Annotated in this window: 12 protein-coding genes; 4 read left to right on the forward strand and 8 right to left on the reverse strand. The window is 59.6% G+C overall.

Features of this window, described 5'->3' with window-relative positions:
* Positions 1–19: 19 nt before the first annotated feature.
* Positions 20–610: a GtrA family protein gene (locus Q5H31_RS04090; RefSeq protein WP_003806555.1), complete on the reverse strand. Its 591-nt coding sequence runs from the start codon at positions 608–610 to the stop codon at positions 20–22.
* Complete coding sequence (locus Q5H31_RS04095; RefSeq protein ID WP_039776019.1) at positions 603–3,038, reverse strand: glycoside hydrolase family 3 C-terminal domain-containing protein; 2,436 nt, start codon at positions 3,036–3,038, stop codon at positions 603–605. The genes Q5H31_RS04090 and Q5H31_RS04095 overlap by 8 nt, the downstream gene beginning before the upstream one ends.
* Positions 3,039–3,517: 479 nt before the next feature.
* On the opposite strand from Q5H31_RS04095, the gene Q5H31_RS04100 reads away from it, so the two are divergent.
* Together Q5H31_RS04100 and Q5H31_RS04105 are read left to right on the forward strand one after the other, a co-directional pair.
* Positions 3,518–4,810 (forward strand): MFS transporter, encoded by a 1,293-nt coding sequence (locus Q5H31_RS04100; protein WP_085347024.1) that lies wholly within the window; start codon positions 3,518–3,520, stop codon positions 4,808–4,810.
* An 84-nt stretch (positions 4,811–4,894) separates the two neighbouring features.
* On the forward strand, positions 4,895–7,420 hold the full coding sequence (locus tag Q5H31_RS04105; RefSeq protein ID WP_085347025.1) for a glycoside hydrolase family 31 protein: 2,526 nt from the start codon (positions 4,895–4,897) through the stop codon (positions 7,418–7,420).
* 300 nt (positions 7,421–7,720) lie between these two features.
* On the opposite strand, the gene Q5H31_RS04110 is transcribed toward Q5H31_RS04105, so the two are convergent.
* Complete coding sequence (locus Q5H31_RS04110; protein WP_117320310.1) at positions 7,721–8,422, reverse strand: phosphatase PAP2 family protein; 702 nt, start codon at positions 8,420–8,422, stop codon at positions 7,721–7,723.
* Positions 8,423–8,635: 213 nt separating this feature from the next.
* Here Q5H31_RS04110 and Q5H31_RS04115 point away from each other — a divergent pair, with 213 nt between their 5' ends.
* Both Q5H31_RS04115 and Q5H31_RS04120 read left to right on the forward strand, forming a co-directional pair.
* Positions 8,636–9,073 (forward strand): GNAT family N-acetyltransferase, encoded by a 438-nt coding sequence (locus Q5H31_RS04115; RefSeq protein ID WP_117320311.1) that lies wholly within the window; start codon positions 8,636–8,638, stop codon positions 9,071–9,073.
* Positions 9,074–10,390: 1,317 nt separating this feature from the next.
* Positions 10,391–11,365 carry a GIY-YIG nuclease family protein gene (locus tag Q5H31_RS04120; protein ID WP_223895872.1) on the forward strand — a complete coding sequence of 325 codons (975 nt, stop codon included), beginning with the start codon at positions 10,391–10,393 and terminating at the stop codon, positions 11,363–11,365.
* An 824-nt stretch (positions 11,366–12,189) separates the two neighbouring features.
* Here the strand turns inward: Q5H31_RS04120 and Q5H31_RS04125 are convergent.
* The 5 genes from Q5H31_RS04125 to Q5H31_RS04145 form a co-directional block, all read right to left on the reverse strand.
* Positions 12,190–13,365 carry a glycoside hydrolase family 1 protein gene (locus Q5H31_RS04125; RefSeq protein ID WP_085382770.1) on the reverse strand — a complete coding sequence of 392 codons (1,176 nt, stop codon included), beginning with the start codon at positions 13,363–13,365 and terminating at the stop codon, positions 12,190–12,192.
* An 11-nt stretch (positions 13,366–13,376) separates the two neighbouring features.
* Entirely contained in the window at positions 13,377–14,255 is an 879-nt protein-coding gene (locus Q5H31_RS04130) for a carbohydrate ABC transporter permease (protein WP_033500376.1), read from the reverse strand.
* Position 14,256: 1 nt separating this feature from the next.
* Positions 14,257–15,174, reverse strand: a complete 918-nt coding sequence (locus Q5H31_RS04135; protein WP_042991119.1) for a carbohydrate ABC transporter permease — start codon at positions 15,172–15,174, stop codon at positions 14,257–14,259.
* Positions 15,175–15,178: 4 nt separating this feature from the next.
* Entirely contained in the window at positions 15,179–16,477 is a 1,299-nt protein-coding gene (locus tag Q5H31_RS04140; RefSeq protein ID WP_085382771.1) for an extracellular solute-binding protein, read from the reverse strand.
* 106 nt (positions 16,478–16,583) lie between these two features.
* Positions 16,584–17,720, reverse strand: coding sequence for a LacI family DNA-binding transcriptional regulator (locus tag Q5H31_RS04145; RefSeq protein WP_085382772.1), 1,137 nt, complete (start codon positions 17,718–17,720; stop codon positions 16,584–16,586).
* Between the last annotated feature and the right edge of the window lie 408 nt (positions 17,721–18,128).

An 18,128-nucleotide genomic window follows, 5' to 3' on the forward strand; every position in this document is an offset into this window, starting at 1 on the left:
AAAGGAATTCAGAATAGGGCTACTTGGCGGCCTCCTCGCTCTTGGCCGTCTCCTTGGACCCGCTCTTCGGCATGACCCAGAACTTGAGCAGCGGATAGCTGACGATCACGGCAAGCAAGGTGTTGACCACGGATGCGATCGTGCCTGCGATGCCGGCGTTCATGCCCCATCCCTGGCACAGACCGGTCACGTAGCCCGGCAGCACAAGGTTCACTACCACGATGATCACGGCGAGGATCACATACTTCCAAGCGGCGTCCTTGAAGCTGGAGTCGGACTTGAACACCCACTTCATCTGCACGAAGAAGTTCACCACCTGCGCAAGCACCTCGGCCAGCAGGAAGGTGAGGAATCCGCCCAGGCCGTTGCCCTTGGTGTCATAGTTGAAGATCAGGAAGTGGAACGGCTGCGTGAGACCCAGACCCGTGATGAAGATGGCGGTACCGATCCACGTCACCACGAAGCGGGTGATGGTGGAGATGTTCGACAGCACGTTGAACAGGATGAACTCCCAGATGTTCGGATGATCCTTGATCCACTGGCGGATCGGGCCGACCTTCTTCTCGCCGGCACCGGTTTCAGCCGGCTTCGCAGCATTGTTGTCAGTCATGGTTCAGCTCCTTTGCAGTGTGCTTGTTTGCGGATTGGTTGCGGAAGAAGCCGGCGATCACGCCGCCCAATCCGCGGAAGGTATGGCCGTTCGCGATCTTCACGATGGCGTCGACCATCGCCGAATCGACCATGCCCTGGGTCATCTTGCTCATGGCGCGAGGCGGCATATTCAGAATGAACAGGGTGTTCAGATCCGGCGAACCGGTCTTCTGGCGAATCTTCGCTTCGCGCTTGGTCAGCGTCCTGGCAACAGTGCGCGCCGCGAATCCCCTGGAATCCACCCACGACATGATCGGATCGTTGACACCGAACGTCGTCGGTTTGCCGGGAGCAAGCACCTCATGGCCGAACAGCACGGCCATTTCGGCATCGGTCACGTCCTTGACCTGTCCGGTCAGATAGTGGCCGAGCGCGGGGTCTGCGGCGCATTCAGCGGGCGTGCAATCGCCGGCAACGGTGTGCGGAATCGAAAGCGGCAGATGCTCGGCATTGTCGCCGATCATCAGCGTCCATTCGCCGCTTTCCGTCTTCCATGCATTGGCGGCAACATCGAAATGGCGGAACGTGTAGCGGTCGAAATCGATGTGCACGCTCTTGCTTTCATGCGCGGCCAACTCAATTTTGGCGAAGCCCTTCAGCTCGCGATCAGGATGGAGCACGCCACCCTGCGGCGCACGCACATACAACTGGGCCACGGTGGAGCCGGCGATATCGGAATCATTGGTGACGACGAAATCGACGCCGGTCGCGGTGGCGGTGATCGCGCTGTACGTGAACGTGGAATAACTCAGACCGTAGCCGAACGGGAAGCACACAGGCACGCCCACGGTCTCGTAATAGCGGTAGCCGACGAACGGGCCTTCACGGTAGATCGCGTCGCGTCCGATGGCCGGATACCAGCCGAAGCTCGGGCAATCCTCGTACCGCTTCGGCCAGGTTTCGGCCAAATGGCCGGACGGGTTGACTTCGCCGGTCAGCGCGCGCACGGTGGCGGAGGCGCCGGCCTGGCCGGACAATCCTACGTACAGCATGGCGGCAACGTCGTCGAACCACGGCAGTTCCACCGGAGAGCCCGCGACGAGCACGATCACCACCGGCTTGCCGGTCTTCGTCAACGCTTCGACGAGCGCGTTCTGCACCTGCGGAATCGCCATGGTGGAGCGGTCAAGGCCTTCGGATTCGCTGCGTTCGTCGAGACCGACGACGGCCAGCACCACATCCACGGTGTCCTTCTTGGCGAGCGCCACGGCATCGTTCAGCAGCACCTGGTCCGGCTGGCCCTGACGGTCATAGCCCTGTTCATAGCCGGCCAGCACGAGCCCTTCGGTGTGCTTGACCTCGTCGAGGATGTTTTCCTCCTTGGTGGCGTTCACCTTGGACGAGCCGGAGCCCTGGTAGCGCGCGGTCGCTGCCATGTCGCCGATGACGGCCACGCGGGTGCCCTGCTTGAGCGGCAGCGTGGCAGCGTCGTTCTTCAACAGCACGCTGGAATGTTCGGCGACCGTTCTGGCGATATTGTGGTGCGCTTTCGCGATGTCGTCCTTGAGCAGGTCGTTGCGTCCGACGCCGACGAGTTTGGTCGCGGCGGCGATTTTGGCGACTTCGGCGGCGCGCTTGTTGATGTCCGCTTCGGACAGCGTTCCCGCCTTGACCGCGCCTTCCAGCTCGCGCACGGAAGTGAAGCCCGGCGACGGCATTTCCAGCGAGCCGCCGGCCTTGACGGCGGCGACGGCGGAGTTGGAGCCGCCCCAATCGGAGACGACCATGCCGTCGAAGCCCCATTCGTCGCGCAGGATCTCCTGCAGCAGATGCTTGTTTTCGTGGGCGTAGACGCCGTTGATCTCGTTGTAGGAGGTCATGATGGTCATCGGATGAGCTTCGCGCACGGCGATTTCGAAACCGGTCAGGTACAGTTCGCGCATGGTGCGCTCGTCCACAACGGAGTTGCTGGCCTGGCGGCGCAATTCCTGGCTGTTGACCGCGAAATGCTTCGGGCATGCGGAGATGCCGTTGCTTTGGATGCCGCGGATCAGACCGGCGGCCATGCGGCCGGCGACGATCGGATCCTCTGAATAGTACTCGAAGTTGCGTCCGCACAACGGGTTGCGCTTGATGTTCATGCCCGGGCCGAGCAGCACGTTCACGTCGAGATCGTGCGCTTCCTTGCCCAGCGCCTTGCCCATTTCCTCGGCGAGCGCCGGATCCCAGGAGTTGGCCACGGTTCCCGCGGTCGGGAAGCAGGTGGCCGGCTTGGATGCGCCGAGGCCGAGATGGTCGCCCTCGCCAAGCTGGCGACGCACGCCGTGCGGACCATCGCTCATGACGAAGCTGGGAATGTCGGCGCGATCGTTGCCGCGCGAATCCCATTCGGATCCGCCGGACAGCATCGCCGCCTTTTCAACGATCGAAAGATCTTCAAGTTCCATGGGTTCTCCCTCGCACTAGGTGTTGCCAAAACCTGCTTTGCCGAGCCTGCCCTGTCCGCTCCGCCCGACTGCGCTGTTTTCTTGCGATTTCCCGCTGCCGTACCGCGCTGCATCGCACCGTGCCGCACGCGGGATTTCGCCGCTAGTTTGATTGAACCAGCTTTTGCGATGCCGTCACCGCCGTATTACACAACCTGTCGTTTTGCTCGCACAATCGGCATATGGGCGCGGTGAAGAGGGTACGCGGTGGCGCAGAACGCGCATAAAATCGCATCGTTCCATTTTGCAATCGATGGCAAGCGTTTCGATATGCGCATATCGTTGCAATTTCAAGCGACTCGCCGATATTGATACCTTTTTGCGCAAGCGCTATCATACTTAACGAAAGTAAGTTTTACTAACTTTTCTTCAATGCGGAACATGCTTTGATCACTCAACGCGGAGAGCGATGTTTCGCAGCGCACAGAAAGGATAATGAGATGCGCGACCAGCAAAGCAGCGACACGAGCATCGCCCTGGACGCCAATACGGACGTCCAGCAGGAGGCCGATAAACCGGCAGTCAAGTGGAGGTACCTCTTCGGCTTCCTCGCCTGGACCGTGCTTAACGCCATCGCCTTCTACATGACCGCCTCCATCATGATTCCGCAGAGGCTCAAGGACATCGGCGTGGCCAACCCTGACGCCACCCTCGGCGCCATCAACGCGGCCGGCGCAATCCTGTCCATCTTCTACGCCGTGTTCATCGGCGCCTTCTCCGACAGGACTCGTTCCCGCTTCGGCCGCCGTACCCCGTGGATCCTCGGCGGCGCAGTGCTGTACGGCGTGGCCATCTGGGTCATCAGCCTGCCGACTTCCGGTCTGACCATCGGCATCGCCTACTGCATCGGCCTCATCGGCCTGAACGCGGTGCAGGCGCCGCTGCTGACCATCATCTCCGATCGCGTACCTGAAGACTTCCGTGCTACCGCATCCGCAGCCGTCGGTGGCGGCGGGGTCGCCGGCCAGGCCATCGGCATGCTCATCGCTTCCCTGTTCATCAACCATGTCGAAATCGGCTTCATCGTGGCGGCTGTGTTCGCACTGCTTTCCGGCGTGCTGAGCATCATCATCTTCCCCCGCGAGCCTTCGAACGTCGACATGCCGCGCGAAGAGACCAGCGTCGGACAGATCCTCATCCACACGCTCACGCCGCCAACCAAGGGTGCAAGCGACTTCTGGAAGGCATTCATCTGCCGTACCTGCCTGATCGTCGCCTACCAGATGATCACCTCGTACCAGCTGTACATCCTGCAGGACCACATCGGCCTGAGCAACACCGACGCGGCGAAGGCCATCTCCGTCATGGCCATCATCACCATGATCGTCTCGTTCATCGCAGCAATCATCTCCGGCCCGCTGTCTGACGCCATCAAGCGCCGTAAGCCGCCGATCCTCGTGGCCTGCATCCTGTACGCCATCGGTATCGCCATGCCGTGGTTCATCCCCAGCGTCGCTGGCATGTTCCTGTTCGCCGGCATCGCGGGCTTCGGCTACGGCATGTACAGCGCGGTCGATCAGGCACTGAACGTCGACGTACTGCCGAACAAGAAGGACGCGGGCAAGGATCTCGGCATCCTCAACATCGCGACCTGCGCCGGCCAGGCCATCGGCTCGTTCGTCACGTCCAGCATCGTCACGATGACCCACAACTACAATCTCGTGTTCCCCACCGCCATCGTCATCGCACTGTGCGCTGGCGCGTCGGTCTTGACCATCAAGCGCATCAAGTAATTCAAACAGGACCGTACCGTCGCATATGATGACACGGTCCCAATCCAGTTCTCCCGATTTTTCCCACACTCAAAGGAGCCCCACATGGTAGACAGCACACTGTTCTCGCTGGCCACGCTCAACGCCCATCCGGCAATGAATCCGGATTCGGTGATCCAGGGCGATCATTGGCGCATCGGCCTCATCACGGACGCGCTCGTCCGTTTCGAATGGTCCGACAGCGGCCGTTTCGTGGATGACGCCACGCAGATGGCGATGGTCCGTGATTTCGGCGAAAAGCCTGAATTCACCGTCACCGAACGTAATGGCTGGCTGGAAATCGACACCCCGTCGCTGCATATCTCCTACAACCAGCGCAAGTTCTCTCCGGAAGGCCTGTACGCAACCGTCAAGCACGTCAACGCCATCGAAAACACTTGGCATTACGGCGACGTGCAGCGCAGGAACCTCGGCGGCACCTACCGTACGCTCGACGAGGCGAACGGCCGCATCCCCGTCGATCCGGGCGTCAACAGCACCGACGGTTGGGCGATCATCGACGATTCCAAGTCGAACGTCATCCGCGAAACCGCCGAAGTGAACGGCAACCACAACGATTTCGGCACGTGGGTGACCCCGAAGGAAGAGCCGACCACCGACCTGTACCTGTTCGGCTACGGCCACCGCTACCGTGAGGCCGTGCACGCCCTGTACCGCCTGACCGGCCCGACCCCGCTGCTGCCGCGCTTCGTGCTGGGCAACTGGTGGAGCCGCTACCACCGCTATACCGAAACCGAATACCGTCAGCTCGTCGAACGTTTCGAAAAGGAAGGCATCCCGTTCACCACGGCCGTCATCGATATGGACTGGCACCTGGTTGACGACGTCGACCCGAAGTACGGCTCCGGCTGGACCGGCTACACGTGGAACAAGGACTTCTTCCCGGATCCGAAGCGCTTCCTCAACTGGCTGCACGAGCATGGCATGAAGGCCACGCTCAACGTCCACCCGAGGGACGGCGTGCGCGCGTTCGAAGAGCTGTATCCGCAGGTCGCCAAGGCCATGAACATCGATCCGGAAAGCGGCGAGGCCGTGCAGTTCGACCTGACCGATCCGAAGTTCATGGAGGTCTACTTCGACCAGCTCCACCACCCGATGGAGGAAGATGGCGTCGACTTCTGGTGGATTGACTGGCAGCAGGGCGGCCTGACGCGGCAGCCGGGCCTCGACCCGCTGTGGGGCCTGAACCACCTGCATTACCTCGATTCCGCCCGCAACGACGGCAGCGACTACAGCGAACGCAACCCGCGCCCGCTCACCTTCTCGCGTTACGCCGGCCCGGGCTCGCACCGCTACCCGATCGGCTTCTCCGGCGACACCGTCGTGACGTGGGAGTCGCTGAAGTTCCAGCCGGAATTCACCGCCTGCGCTTCCAACATCGGCTACGGCTGGTGGAGCCACGACATCGGCGGCCACATGTTCGGCTACCGTGACGAGGAGCTGGAGGTCCGCTGGTACCAGCTGGGCGCGTTCAGCCCGATCAACCGTCTGCATTCCACCGATTCGCCGTTCAACGGCAAGGAGCCGTGGAACTTCCACGGCGATGCGGAACGTGCGATGACGTCCGCGCTGCGCCTGCGCCATGCGATGATCCCGTACCTGTACACGATGAACCGTCGCGCCGCATTCGACAACGAGCCGCTCGTGCAGCCGCTGTACTGGGACTATCCGGAAATCGAAGCCGCATACAAGCTCACCGACGAATTCCGTTTCGGCACCGAGCTGCTGGTCGCGCCGATCGTCGATCCAGCCGAGCGTTCCGTGCAGCGTGCGAAGGCCGACGTGTGGCTGCCGCAGGGCGAATGGTTCGATTTCTTCGACGGTCGCCATTACACGTCTCGTCCGGCCGAAGGCCGCCGTCTGGAGGCTTGGCGCGATCTCGACCGCATGCCGGTGTTCGCTAAGCCCGGCGCGATCGTGCCGCTGCAGATGCCCGCCGAGGGTGAGGCGCTCAACTCCGTGGCCAACCCGCGCGCACTGCAGGTAGTGGTGTTCCCGGGTGCCGAAAACAGCTTCACGCTGTGGGAGGATGACGGTGCCGCACAGAGCAAGGATCGTTGGGCATCCACCGAAATGGCGCTGCGTTTTGAGGGCGATTCCGCACAGTTCTCGATCGCCCCTGCGGAAGGTGCGACGGACGTCATTCCGGCTTCCCGCGATTGGACGGTCACGTTCCGTGGCATCGCTCCGGAAGCGATGCACGCCGTCCGCGCGACCGTCGACGGCTCTGCCGCCGCTCCGGAAGTCGCGTACGATGCGGAAACGCTGAGCCTGACCGTCACGCTGCGTGACGTGCCGACGAGCGCCGCAATCGCCATCGATTTCGCCGACGGTCTTGCCGTTGCGGACGATCCGGTTGAAGCCGACGCGTTCGCCGTGATGAAGGATGCGCAGATGCTGTACATGACCAAGGAGCACGCATACCGCGCGATCCGCGAGCTGGGCAAGGATGCGCTGCCGGCACTGAGCACGCTGGAGGATCTGCACGGCGTTGGCGCGCAGACCAAATACCAGTCCCACATGCCGCAGCCGGTCATCCAGGCCCTGGCCGAAGTGCTGACCCGCAACTGACCTCATCGCAATAATTCAAAATAAAACGCGTGCGCGTCCGGATGGTTTCCGCCCGGACGCACACGCGTTTTGTTTTATGTACGAAATTAGTATGACTCGACATTCCGCACGCAGGTTTTCGCCGCTAGTTTGATTGAACCAGCTTTTGTCACACCACCACTGCCGTATTACACAACCTGTCGTTTTGCACGCAAAATCGGATATCCCCAAACTGATTTCAGAATCAAAGGAACTCACATGGCAGATAGCACTCTGTTTGGAATTGGCATCTGATCGACGACGTCGACCCAGCGTACGATTTTACCGCTCCCCCGCGCTTTCGCATGCGTTCCATACACACCACACGGCGTAGGAAATGAGTGGGCAGATGGTGGCGGAAATAATCACGTCGGTCGGATAGTGCAAGCCGAGCAGTAGTCGCGAACAGGCAACCGCCACGACAAGCGCGACAGCGCCAATGATCGCCCTGCGGAGGAATACCCGTCTTCGGTTTGCACGCCCGTCATCTTCTCCGTCGGGGAAGCATTTGCGCGCGAAATTACGTACGGTAAGAATCATCATGACCGATACGATCACCGCGGCCGCCGTGTGGCCACTCGGAAAACTTGGATCGCCAGGCAACAGACCACTGCCGGCGGACGTGACCGGACGAGGACGTTCGACCAGCCATTTGACGCCGGTTACGTACAGTATTGGCGCCGCCGACACGACGACATCGCGGATGACGACGCGCCTGCTGCCGGTAATACGCAAATCGACAGCGGCAAGCGCGGCGACGATTGCGATGCAGCCTACCGTTGAAAATAGGTACGCAAGTACCGTGGAGCAGTCGCGCAACCCTTCTGGCAGCGTCGCTAAAGTCTGCAAAATATTGGTTTCACGCGTTGTTGCGATTGCCGAATTGCGCAGTGCGACGCCAATCATAGGCACAATGCCGCACAATATGGCGGTTGCGATTACCACAGCCGCCGCTCTCGCGATCCTTCTGTTCTTCATATGCATAATTCCAGTTAAGCATAGTTCACCGTGCCGTTGCCATGTGTTCACATCCGGTGTATCCCCGAAAAACGACGGATTGTCCTTCAAGGCACTTCCACGGCTTCCCCGACACGCACGCCACGAACGGCCGTGCAACGCAAATATGGCATACCCGCACAGAAAATACCGGAACGATGCGAGAATCGAAGTTGGCGTTCAAAAAGAAAGGCAAGAAATATGACCGAACCGACAGCACTGACCATACGCCATATGAAAATCGAGGATTATCCGCTGGTATACGGACTGTGGACGCGATGCACAGGTTTCACTATGAGGGATATAGACGATTGCAAGGATGCAATAAAGACGTTTCTCAAACGCAATCCCGACACCTGTTTCGTAGCCGAGGACGATGGAGGAAGAATCATTGGCGCGATTCTTGCCGGCCACGACGGAAGACGGTCGCGCATCTACCACACGGCGGTTGACCCCGACGCGCGCGGTAGGGGCATTGGCTCGATGTTGGTGGGCCGTGTGGTTGAAGCGCTTCGTGCGATCGGCCTGCCGAAAGTCGCCGTCGGTGTGCCCGCAGACAACGATGCCGGCAACGATTTCTGGGAGCATCAGGGGTTTGCGGTCCGTGACGATTTGGTCTATCGGGAACTACCTCTCTAATACAAGCCGTCCGACAACGAACCGTCCAATACGCTCGCACTTTGTCTCTATAAGCCCGGTTCCGCACTTGCAGCCCGCAACAAATATGTTCTGTATATCAAACGTGTTCAAAGACCATGCAATGGAATATCAGACGGAGGAAGACCCGTTCGGAGCGCTTAAGAGAGACGAGCTGCTGTGACGAATGGCGATACGGTGATGTGGTCATCGCTGACCTTGCCATCGTTTTCTCTGAAACATCCGGCATCCTCATCTCACACTTTTATGAGCGAGTTTTTGCCCTTCCGTAACATTTCATGAGGGAGAGCCACCCTTCCATGGCCACCTGCGCACCCTATGCACCCCTTAAAAAACGGCGCCATTCCGCCATGAAATCACCCCCTTCATCCGAGCATGGCATTGCGCACCCCGTCAAAACATGGCCGTCATCCCTGGTTTCCCGATTTCCGCACTTTTCCGGATACCGAGCGGCACTGTTCCGACCGCGCGACTGCATCAAACGCCGATTCCGACGATTCTACAGATTAACGGTAAAACGTCGCGCGGCGACCCGGCCGGCTTGCGGAATGGAGGTCAGGCTTATTCCGCGGCGCCCTTCAACAGCATCGCGCCAATGCCCTCACCTTGGTGACGCAGGTCTATGGCGAGCCTGCCGTCCCCATCCATGGTCACAATGGTCCGCACGGCCGATCCTTCGCCAAACGCCGGCGACATATGAACATATTTTTAGGAAACGACTGTTCAGCGCTTGCCATCCGCTTCATTCAGATACCGATATACAGTGGATTGCCCAACGCCCATCATCACCGCAATTTGACCGACCGTACCATTACCCGTCAAAGGCATAGAGTTTCGGAACGTTGATTACGGGACGGGTTTTGAGACACTTTCCGCCGGAGTGTCGGAGACAACTCCCCAGTCCGGTTTACGCTCCGAAAACGTCCGTTTTCGAAATGGTCCAAGACGCATTCCGATGGTCCTAGTCGGATTCACCAAGTGTTGCATGTTGCATTCGGTACAACATTTAAGAATTCACAGGACCACACTCATCCAACAACGAACCGATTTCGCGACATGGCGACATGACAACAGATAACGCCCAGACACCGCGCGACCGGTCTCATTCCCATCACCCGGCCACGTCAAACCGTCGTCGTTCCACGAAGACAGCCGGACCCGCAACCCTTCGTCGGACTCCACGTCCACCTGGCAAGGAGCCAGCCGGTTCCATAATCCTCATCATCAAGACGCTAGACTGTCTTACAAACCGGAAAATCATACCGTCCGGCGGCAATCGGGAATGGAAAGGCGATGGCAATGACGCGCATCGAAGACGGAATCCAGGATACGGAACCGATCCGGTTCCTCGAACTATTGGGACTCGACGAAGAGGACCTAGCCGGCTATAGCATTCGTCTGAATGGCAGCAACCCGGAATGGGGCAAATGGAGTGATCTTCCCGACGCCTACTATTTCTCCTATGATGACCTGATGAAGTGGATTTTCACGAAGAAATGGCCAGATAAGGATAAGGCAACAGCGCAGATTCACACACGTAAAGTCCTCCAGTTCATTCAGCTCAAGCCAGAGAATCCCCACCCCACACAATGGCTGTTCGTCGGAGCCTACGACGTCCTCGACGAGTACACGGAGAACGACGGCAAGATTCTATACCGTTACAATGAGATCCCGGAATACGCCTCGCTAAAGGCCAGGGCGGTAGTGTACTACAAAAGAGATCCGGGTTACACGGGAGTCGTCTTTAACCTGTCCAACAATGAAGAACGACGCCGGGATTTTCTCAAGACGATGACCCTTGAGAAAATCGCTCAATCCCCCGTATCCGCGTTACCGTTCTCTGGATACGAGAACGTTCGGTTGACGCACCGGCAGCTCGTGGCGGCCGTGAACAACGAGGAATGGCGGGCGGCCCTCGGCAGCGTCCAGGCGGTCTATCTGCAGACCGATAGACGAACGGGATGGCATTACGTGGGGTCCGCCTACTCACGGAAAGGAGCCTCGCACGGTCTGCTGTCGCGTTGGAAGGAATACGCGTCCGGAGACCACTCCGGGGGAAACAAGCAGCTCAGAAACCTCGGCGCCGGATACATCGAGAAGAACTTCCAGTACTCGATCCTGGAGATCTTCGACATGAACAAGTCACCCAAAGAGATCATCGACCGCGAACACTGGTGGATGGACACCCTCGGATCCGTCCGTAGAAACAACGACGAAGTACCCCACGGATACAATTCCGTCGCCGAACGAGAGAACTCCGACCAACACGAATGATCCTGTGGGTAGCTCCTACCGGCTGAGGCTCGCGGTGCCGGCCGTGACCTCGCCGAGGGTGGGAAGCGGCACGCTCGCCGAAATAGGCGACCGTGTTCTTCGAATCGTCATGTTCGAGGTCCTTCCCGCACCACGGCCCGTATTTATCGCCCGCGGCGCATCCAAGGGATTCCTGTCTAAATTCCGACATATCCGAAATGATTACGGACTGTCAATCTGAAAAAGCAAAGCCCATCCCCTGGTCGAGAAACCTTCGAACGAATACGGATATCCGTTTCCAAGACGCGCAAGGACACGTTCCGCCGGACATCATTTCGGTTCGCTAAGCGTTTTATGTAACGCTGGTGCAAACACTTAAGAATTCGGCCGCCATCCGCGTGGAGATGCATTCCATCCTCCGTCCGGCTTGGAATACGCATCAAGTCATTCCATTGTGGCTAGACATCCAGCGAATCGGGTCAGACCGAGTTCGCGCAGGCGTCCAGCACGCCCCTCCCCGCCGGCCCGCCATAACCCGGCTATTTTCTCGAGTTGAAACGCACTTGGCCGACAGGGCCACTCGGGAAAGGCAAGGAATGACGAAACCGGCGTCGATACAGCAACGTATCAGGAGACGCTTGACACGTTAAGGGAGATGCGACCTTACGGGAACAGCAGTGCTGCGTTTTCGGCGTATGCCAGCCGCGAGCATCGGCCGCCGGACGGACATGTTCTTCCAGATCGAGGGCTATACCCGTTTTCTATTGAATCCGCCAAATCAAACGAAAGGGCGCACGTTTCAAAACGTGCGCCCTTTCATGTAATGGATGGAGAGGAAACGGCTTCTATCTGGCCATGACCCCCGTTCTCGCGATTGATCCCAGCCAGTCCAGGGATGGCTTCGGATGGCGTTCGAAGGTGTCCCTGTCCCAGGAGGCCAGGCCGAACGTCGGGGTGAACGAGCCCCATTCGTAGTTGTCGAGCAGGGACCAGTGGAGGTATCCCCTCACGTCGATGCCGTCGTCCATCGCGTCGTGCATGCCGGCTATGGCGCCGAAGGTGTAGTCGATCCTCCGGCGGTCATCGGCAGTGGCGATGCCATTTTCGGTGACGATTATCGGCGTGCGTTTGGCGACGTTCCAAGTATGGCGGATGGCGATGCCCAGCGCCGGCGGGAAGTACTCCCAGCCGTTGAGGGTGCGTTCCGCGTCCTCGGGGATCGGTACGGGGCCATCCTTGCCGATGAAGGTCCTCAGATAGGCCTGCACCCCAATGAAGTCATCCCCGGCCGCGGCCTCGGTGAAGTAGTCCTCGCGCGGGTACTGGTATTCCTCCATCTCCCGTTCGCATCCGGGCATGGCGTGGAACGCCTGGCAGGCGATGGTCCACCCGGACTTGATACGCGGGTTCTCGGACAGTATTTCCCTGGCTTTCCTGTGCGCTTTGACGAGCGTGGCGGAGATGTCCGGATCGGGCGCAGGCAGCGAGGCGGCCACGAAGTCGCTGCCTTCGGTTCCGCCACGGGTCAGCGCGACCATGTTCGGCTCGTTAATGGTGCAGACCCAGGTGACGTCGTGGAGGATCGGCATCACGTACCGCACGTACCGGGCGAAGTAGTCGACGGCATCGGCGTTGAGCCATCCGCCCTTGGTGGCGAGCCACAGCGGCAGTGTCATGTGGTTCAGCGTGACCATGGGCTCGACGCCGTTCTCGTGGCACGCGTCGATCATTTGGCGGTAGTGCAGCAGCTGCGCTTTGGAGAAGCAGCCCTCCGCGGGCTCGATGCGGGCCCATTCGATGGAGAAGCGGTACATGCCCAATCCGGCGTCGGCGAGCATTCTGATGTCCTCGCCGTAGCGGTGGTAGCTGTCGGCCGCGTCTCCCGACGGTTCGCTGAGATCCGTGCGTTCGGCATGCTCCCTGGCCCACCAGTCGCTCGCGACGTTGTTCCCTTCGATCTGGTGCGCGGCCGTGGACGCGCCCCAGATGAATTCCGGCGGGAACTCGTATTGTTCTTTCATGACATGTCTTTCTATTTGATGCCCGTTCCGGCGACGCCCTGGATGAAGTAGCGCTGCAGGAATACGAACAGGAGGAGGATCGGGGTGACCACCAGTACCGCTCCGGCGAGCAGGACGCTGTAGTTCGTGGCGTTCTGGCCGGTGGAGTAGAGGGACAGTGCCACGGGCAGCGTGTACTTCTCCTCGGTCTGGGCCGCGACCAACGGCCACAGGAAGTTGTTCCAGGAGGACAGGAACGTGAGGATGGACAGCGTCGCCAGCGGCGGCCCGCACTGGGGCAGGACGATCTGGAAGAATATGCGCAGCTCACCGGCGCCGTCGACCCTCGCGGCCTCCATCAGCGCGTCGGGGATTCCGGAGATGAACTGTCTCATCAGGAAGACTCCGATGGGCTGGCACAGGAACGGCAGGATGAGCGCCGCGTAGGAGTTCGCGAGTCCCATGTTCGAGATGATCACGAACAGGGGGACGAACGTGGCCACGCTCGGAACCATGAGCGTCACCATGACGGCGCCGAACAAGATGTTCTTGCCGGCGAAGTCCATCTTCGCCAGGGCGTATCCGACCATGGAGCAGAGCACCATGTTCCCGAGGACGGTGATCACGGCGACGACCATGCTGTTGGTGAAGTAGGTGCCGAAGTTCAGTTCCCCGAACCATTTCGCGAAGTTTGCGAGCGAGGCGTGCTCGGGCAGGAGCTTCGGCGGTTTGGCGAGGATCTCCCTCTGGGTCTTCAACGAGCCCAGCGCCATCCACAGGAACGGGAAGATCCAGAAGACTCCGATCACCGCGAGGACGCAGTAGGAGAGTCCACGCCCCTTGACGAATCGGCGCCAGAGCGACTGCTTGTTGCTTTGCGGCCTCGAGGCCGCGACTGTCGTGGCTGTCATCTCAATCCTCCTTGAGAATGCGGAACTGGAGCACGCTGACCAGCGCGATGATGATGAACAGCACCCAGCTGGCTGCGGAAGCGATTCCGTACTGTCCGAAACCGAACTTCTGGTACACGTAGTACGCGGCGGAGAGCGTCGAGTCGAGCGGCCCTCCCTGAGTCATCACGAAGGATTCCTCGAAGAACTGCAGGTAGGCGACGGAAAGGAGCACGGCTCCCAGCAGCAGCGTGGGCTTGAGCAGCGGAAGCGTGATGCTGCGGAAGGTGCGCCATTTGCCCGCGCCGTCGATGGCCGCGGCCTCCTTCAGCTCCTCGGGGATGGCCTGCAGGCCGGCGAGGAAGATGATCATCAGCGTTCCCATGTTGCGCCAGATGGTCATGACCATCAGCGCGGGCAGTGCGTAGCGGGTGTCGTGCAGCCAGTCCGGTCCGGCAATGCCGAAGACGGCCAAGAGCGAGTTGAGCAGGCCGTCCTTCTGGAGGATGTACCTCCACACGACGGAGACTGCGACCACACTGGCGACAACCGGCGCGTAGAACACCGCCCTGAAGAACGCGTTGAGGTGCTTGGATCCCTTGTTGAGGGCCACCGCGAACGCGAGGGCGATCACCATGGTGATCGGCAGGCCGACGAGCACGAAGATTCCGGTGACGCCCAACGCGTGCAGGAAGCGACGATCGTGGAACAGTGCGATGTACTGGTCCAGTCCGACGAAGTTGACGTTGAACGGGGTGCGGAGGTCCTTGGAGGTGATGTCGGTGAAGGACATCGCCATCGAGGACAGGAGGGGGATCAGCATGAATACGCAGAACACGACCACGAAGGGCAGCGCGAATCCCCATGCGAGAATCGTGCGACGGCGGCGGAGAACGTTGCCCGAGCCCTCCGTCTTCGTCTTTCTTGTTCCGAGGCTCATGGGATCAGTTCCCGGTTCCGATGGAGTCGGCTTCGGACTGCAGGTTCTTCAGCCCCTCGTCGACGGTGACCTGTCCCTTGTTCATCTGCTCGAGGATACGATCCGCGGCGGAGGATACCTGGGCCCAGGTGGACAGCGCCGGCGGAGCCATGGTGTTCTTCAGCTGGTCGCCGAATGCCGAAAGCTTGTCGTTGCCGGAGAGCGCGTCATCGTCCCATGCCTTCTGGGAAGCGGGCAGATCGGAGGACTTCTTGTACCATTCGGCCTGCACCTCGGGTTTGCTGGCCCACTGGATGAACTTCCACGCGGACTGCTTGTTCTTGGAATCCTTGAACGTCACAAGGTCGCAGCCTCCGACGAAGGACGTGGCGGGACCCGAGGATTCGTCCATCGACGGCAGGACGACGGTGGCGTACTTGGATTCGAATCCGTCGCCGCCCAATTCGTTGATCTGGCTGACGGCGGTCGGCCCCTGCAGCATCATCGGAGTGTCACCGGACACGAAGTTCGCTATGTCGGCACCGGAGCTTACGTCGGCGTTGACGTTCGCGACGCCGTCCTTGTAGAGACTGGTGGTAAAGTTCAGTCCCTTCTTTATGCCAGTATCTTCGAAAGTCCATTTCGTCTGTTCCTCGTTAGTCAAGGACGCCCCGGCCGAGTAGGAGAACGGCAAAGTTCCGAGGAACGCGTCAGTGCCAGATGAATTGAGGCTCATGCCATATTTGACCCCGTCGACCTTCTGCATGTCCTTGGCCATCCGCTTAAGCTCATTCCAAGTCTTCGGAGCTTTGTTCCAACCAGCCATCCCGGCAATGTCGGTACGGTAGTACAGCACTCTGGTGTCGATGTACCAAGGCACGCCGAGCTGTTTCCCGTCGACCTGGCCGGCAGCCCTAGACCCGTCGGAGAAGTCGGACATGTCGAGGTTGTCAGGCACGGTGGAGAACGAGTTGGAGAAATCGGCCATCCAGGTGGTGCCCATCTGCGCAAGGTCGGGGCCATTGCCCGCGGCGATGGCGGTCTGGAGCTTGTCGTGCGCGGAGGACCACGGAATCGCGGTGACCTTGACCTTGACGTCGGGGTTCTCCTTTTCGAATCCCTTGACGAAATCGCCCAGCAGATCGCCCTCGTTGCCCATGGCCCAGATGGTCAGGTCGCCGGTGGCCTTGCTTGAATCGATGGTCTTGACCGCATCGGAATCGGAATCCGCGTTGTTCGCGGACCGTCCGCACGCGGACATACCGGCAATCATCGCCACACTGGCCATGCCGGCCACGACCGCTTTGAAAAATGGCTTCCTCATTGAAATCTCCTTTGATTCATATCAATCTAACCGCTTAGATTGATATTACAATTTAAGCGCTTAGATTTAAGGAAGTCAAGGCGACACGCCCATATGATTTATGCGCTTAGATTTTTTGATTGCATCCGCAGCTGCCGCGCACAATGAGGCGGACCGGGAGTACTCGTCTTTCAGCCTTCTCCCAAGGCTCCCCGTTCCTGGAAAGCAGCATGCGAGCCGCCTCGCGCCCCATGTCCTCCATGGGCTGGCGGACGGTCGTCAGCTGCGGTTCCATCAGCCGTCCGGCGAGGATTCCGTCGAATCCGGTGACGATGACGTCGTCGGGAACCCGGACACCGGCCTCCTCGAGGAGTCTGATCACGCCGAAGGCGGTCTGGTCCGTGCCGCAGACCAAGGCCTGCGGCAGTCTGCCGGATCCTATCGCCTCGCACAAACCCACCATGTATTCATCGGACGTGGCGAAGGAGTCATCCAACAGCGCGTCGCTGGAATCGAGACCACGTTCCTCGAGGCATTTTTTAAACGCGTCATAGCGCGAGACGACGTCATCAGCGTCGGTACCCCTCGCGCACGCTCCACCATTGACACCACCGACGAATGCCATATCGTTGATATGGTGGACTTCGACAAGATGGTCGACGATCTGCCTCATGCCCGATGCGTTATCGCATTGCAGGTATGCGGCAGGCAGTTTTTCATCGCCCACACCCACCATTACAAGCGGAATGGTCTTCGCCAACATGGAAAGAGGAAGCGTATCGTTATATCCACTTGGCATCAGCGCCAGACCATCAACGCGACCGGCGATATCCGTTACCGATCTGTGATCATCCCTTTCCGAGGCGGCTCCCATAAGTATTCCCTTGCCACTCTTCCAGCATTCGAGTTCGAAACCACGAAGCACCTCATCAACGTATAACGGATATACAAGAACGTTGGGTTCGTCACCGTCCAGAGGCTCGTCGATGGATCTGGGGGAAACATCAGGCCAATCATCCTCAAGGTTGCTTCCCTGAGGTCTTTCCAGCAGCATATCGAACGCGTACATGCCCAACGTGCCCGTCCTGCCTTTGGCAAGGCTACGTGCGTTGCCGCTGGGAACGTAGCCAAGCTCCTCGGCGACCCTGAGGACCTTGGCCTTGGTATCATCCTTCACTTTGTCGGGATGCCTGAAGGCGAAGGAGACCGTCGCGGTAGACACACCCGCCTTCTCTGCAACGTCATACACCGTAACTCTTGCCATAAGACCAGTCTAAGCGCTTTGATGCATGGGACACACACGAGGTCCCAAAACCATAGTTTTTCCGGTCTTCTAACAGGAATCCGCGGCGCCGAAGAGAAAAAACCAGGAGTGGAAAGGATTTCCATGCCCCTGCGGGAGACCTGGGAATCAGATGGAAATCAAGGATGGAAAGACGGGGTCCCCGGAAGCCAAGCCCCACGGGAGTCCCGGAAGGAAGAAGGAAATACGGGAAATAAAAAAGCCCTTCCGGGAACCCGCATGGGGTCAGCCGGAAGAACCGGGAGGAGGAACAAAAGATTCGGGGATAAAAAAAGGGGTTCCCGGAGCGTAAGCTCGACGGGAACCCCCAACAAGTGAAGCGGCGGCGTGCTACTCTCCCACACCCTCTCGAGTGCAGTACCATCGCCG

This window comes from uncultured Bifidobacterium sp. (assembly GCF_959020155.1).
Lineage (GTDB): Bacteria > Actinomycetota > Actinomycetes > Actinomycetales > Bifidobacteriaceae > Bifidobacterium.

Coding starts and splice junctions, on each gene's coding strand:
- Q5H31_RS04125 (WP_085382770.1), bottom strand. CDS start 13,365: ATGAAAGAACAATACGAGTTCCCGCCGGAATTCATCTGGGGCGCGTCC.
- Q5H31_RS04105 (WP_085347025.1), top strand. CDS start 4,895: ATGGTAGACAGCACACTGTTCTCGCTGGCCACGCTCAACGCCCATCCG.
- Q5H31_RS04115 (WP_117320311.1), top strand. CDS start 8,636: ATGACCGAACCGACAGCACTGACCATACGCCATATGAAAATCGAGGAT.
- Q5H31_RS04140 (WP_085382771.1), bottom strand. CDS start 16,477: ATGAGGAAGCCATTTTTCAAAGCGGTCGTGGCCGGCATGGCCAGTGTG.
- Q5H31_RS04145 (WP_085382772.1), bottom strand. CDS start 17,720: ATGGCAAGAGTTACGGTGTATGACGTTGCAGAGAAGGCGGGTGTGTCT.
- Q5H31_RS04110 (WP_117320310.1), bottom strand. CDS start 8,422: ATGCATATGAAGAACAGAAGGATCGCGAGAGCGGCGGCTGTGGTAATC.
- Q5H31_RS04120 (WP_223895872.1), top strand. CDS start 10,391: ATGACGCGCATCGAAGACGGAATCCAGGATACGGAACCGATCCGGTTC.
- Q5H31_RS04130 (WP_033500376.1), bottom strand. CDS start 14,255: ATGACAGCCACGACAGTCGCGGCCTCGAGGCCGCAAAGCAACAAGCAG.
- Q5H31_RS04100 (WP_085347024.1), top strand. CDS start 3,518: ATGCGCGACCAGCAAAGCAGCGACACGAGCATCGCCCTGGACGCCAAT.
- Q5H31_RS04135 (WP_042991119.1), bottom strand. CDS start 15,174: ATGAGCCTCGGAACAAGAAAGACGAAGACGGAGGGCTCGGGCAACGTT.
- Q5H31_RS04095 (WP_039776019.1), bottom strand. CDS start 3,038: ATGGAACTTGAAGATCTTTCGATCGTTGAAAAGGCGGCGATGCTGTCC.
- Q5H31_RS04090 (WP_003806555.1), bottom strand. CDS start 610: ATGACTGACAACAATGCTGCGAAGCCGGCTGAAACCGGTGCCGGCGAG.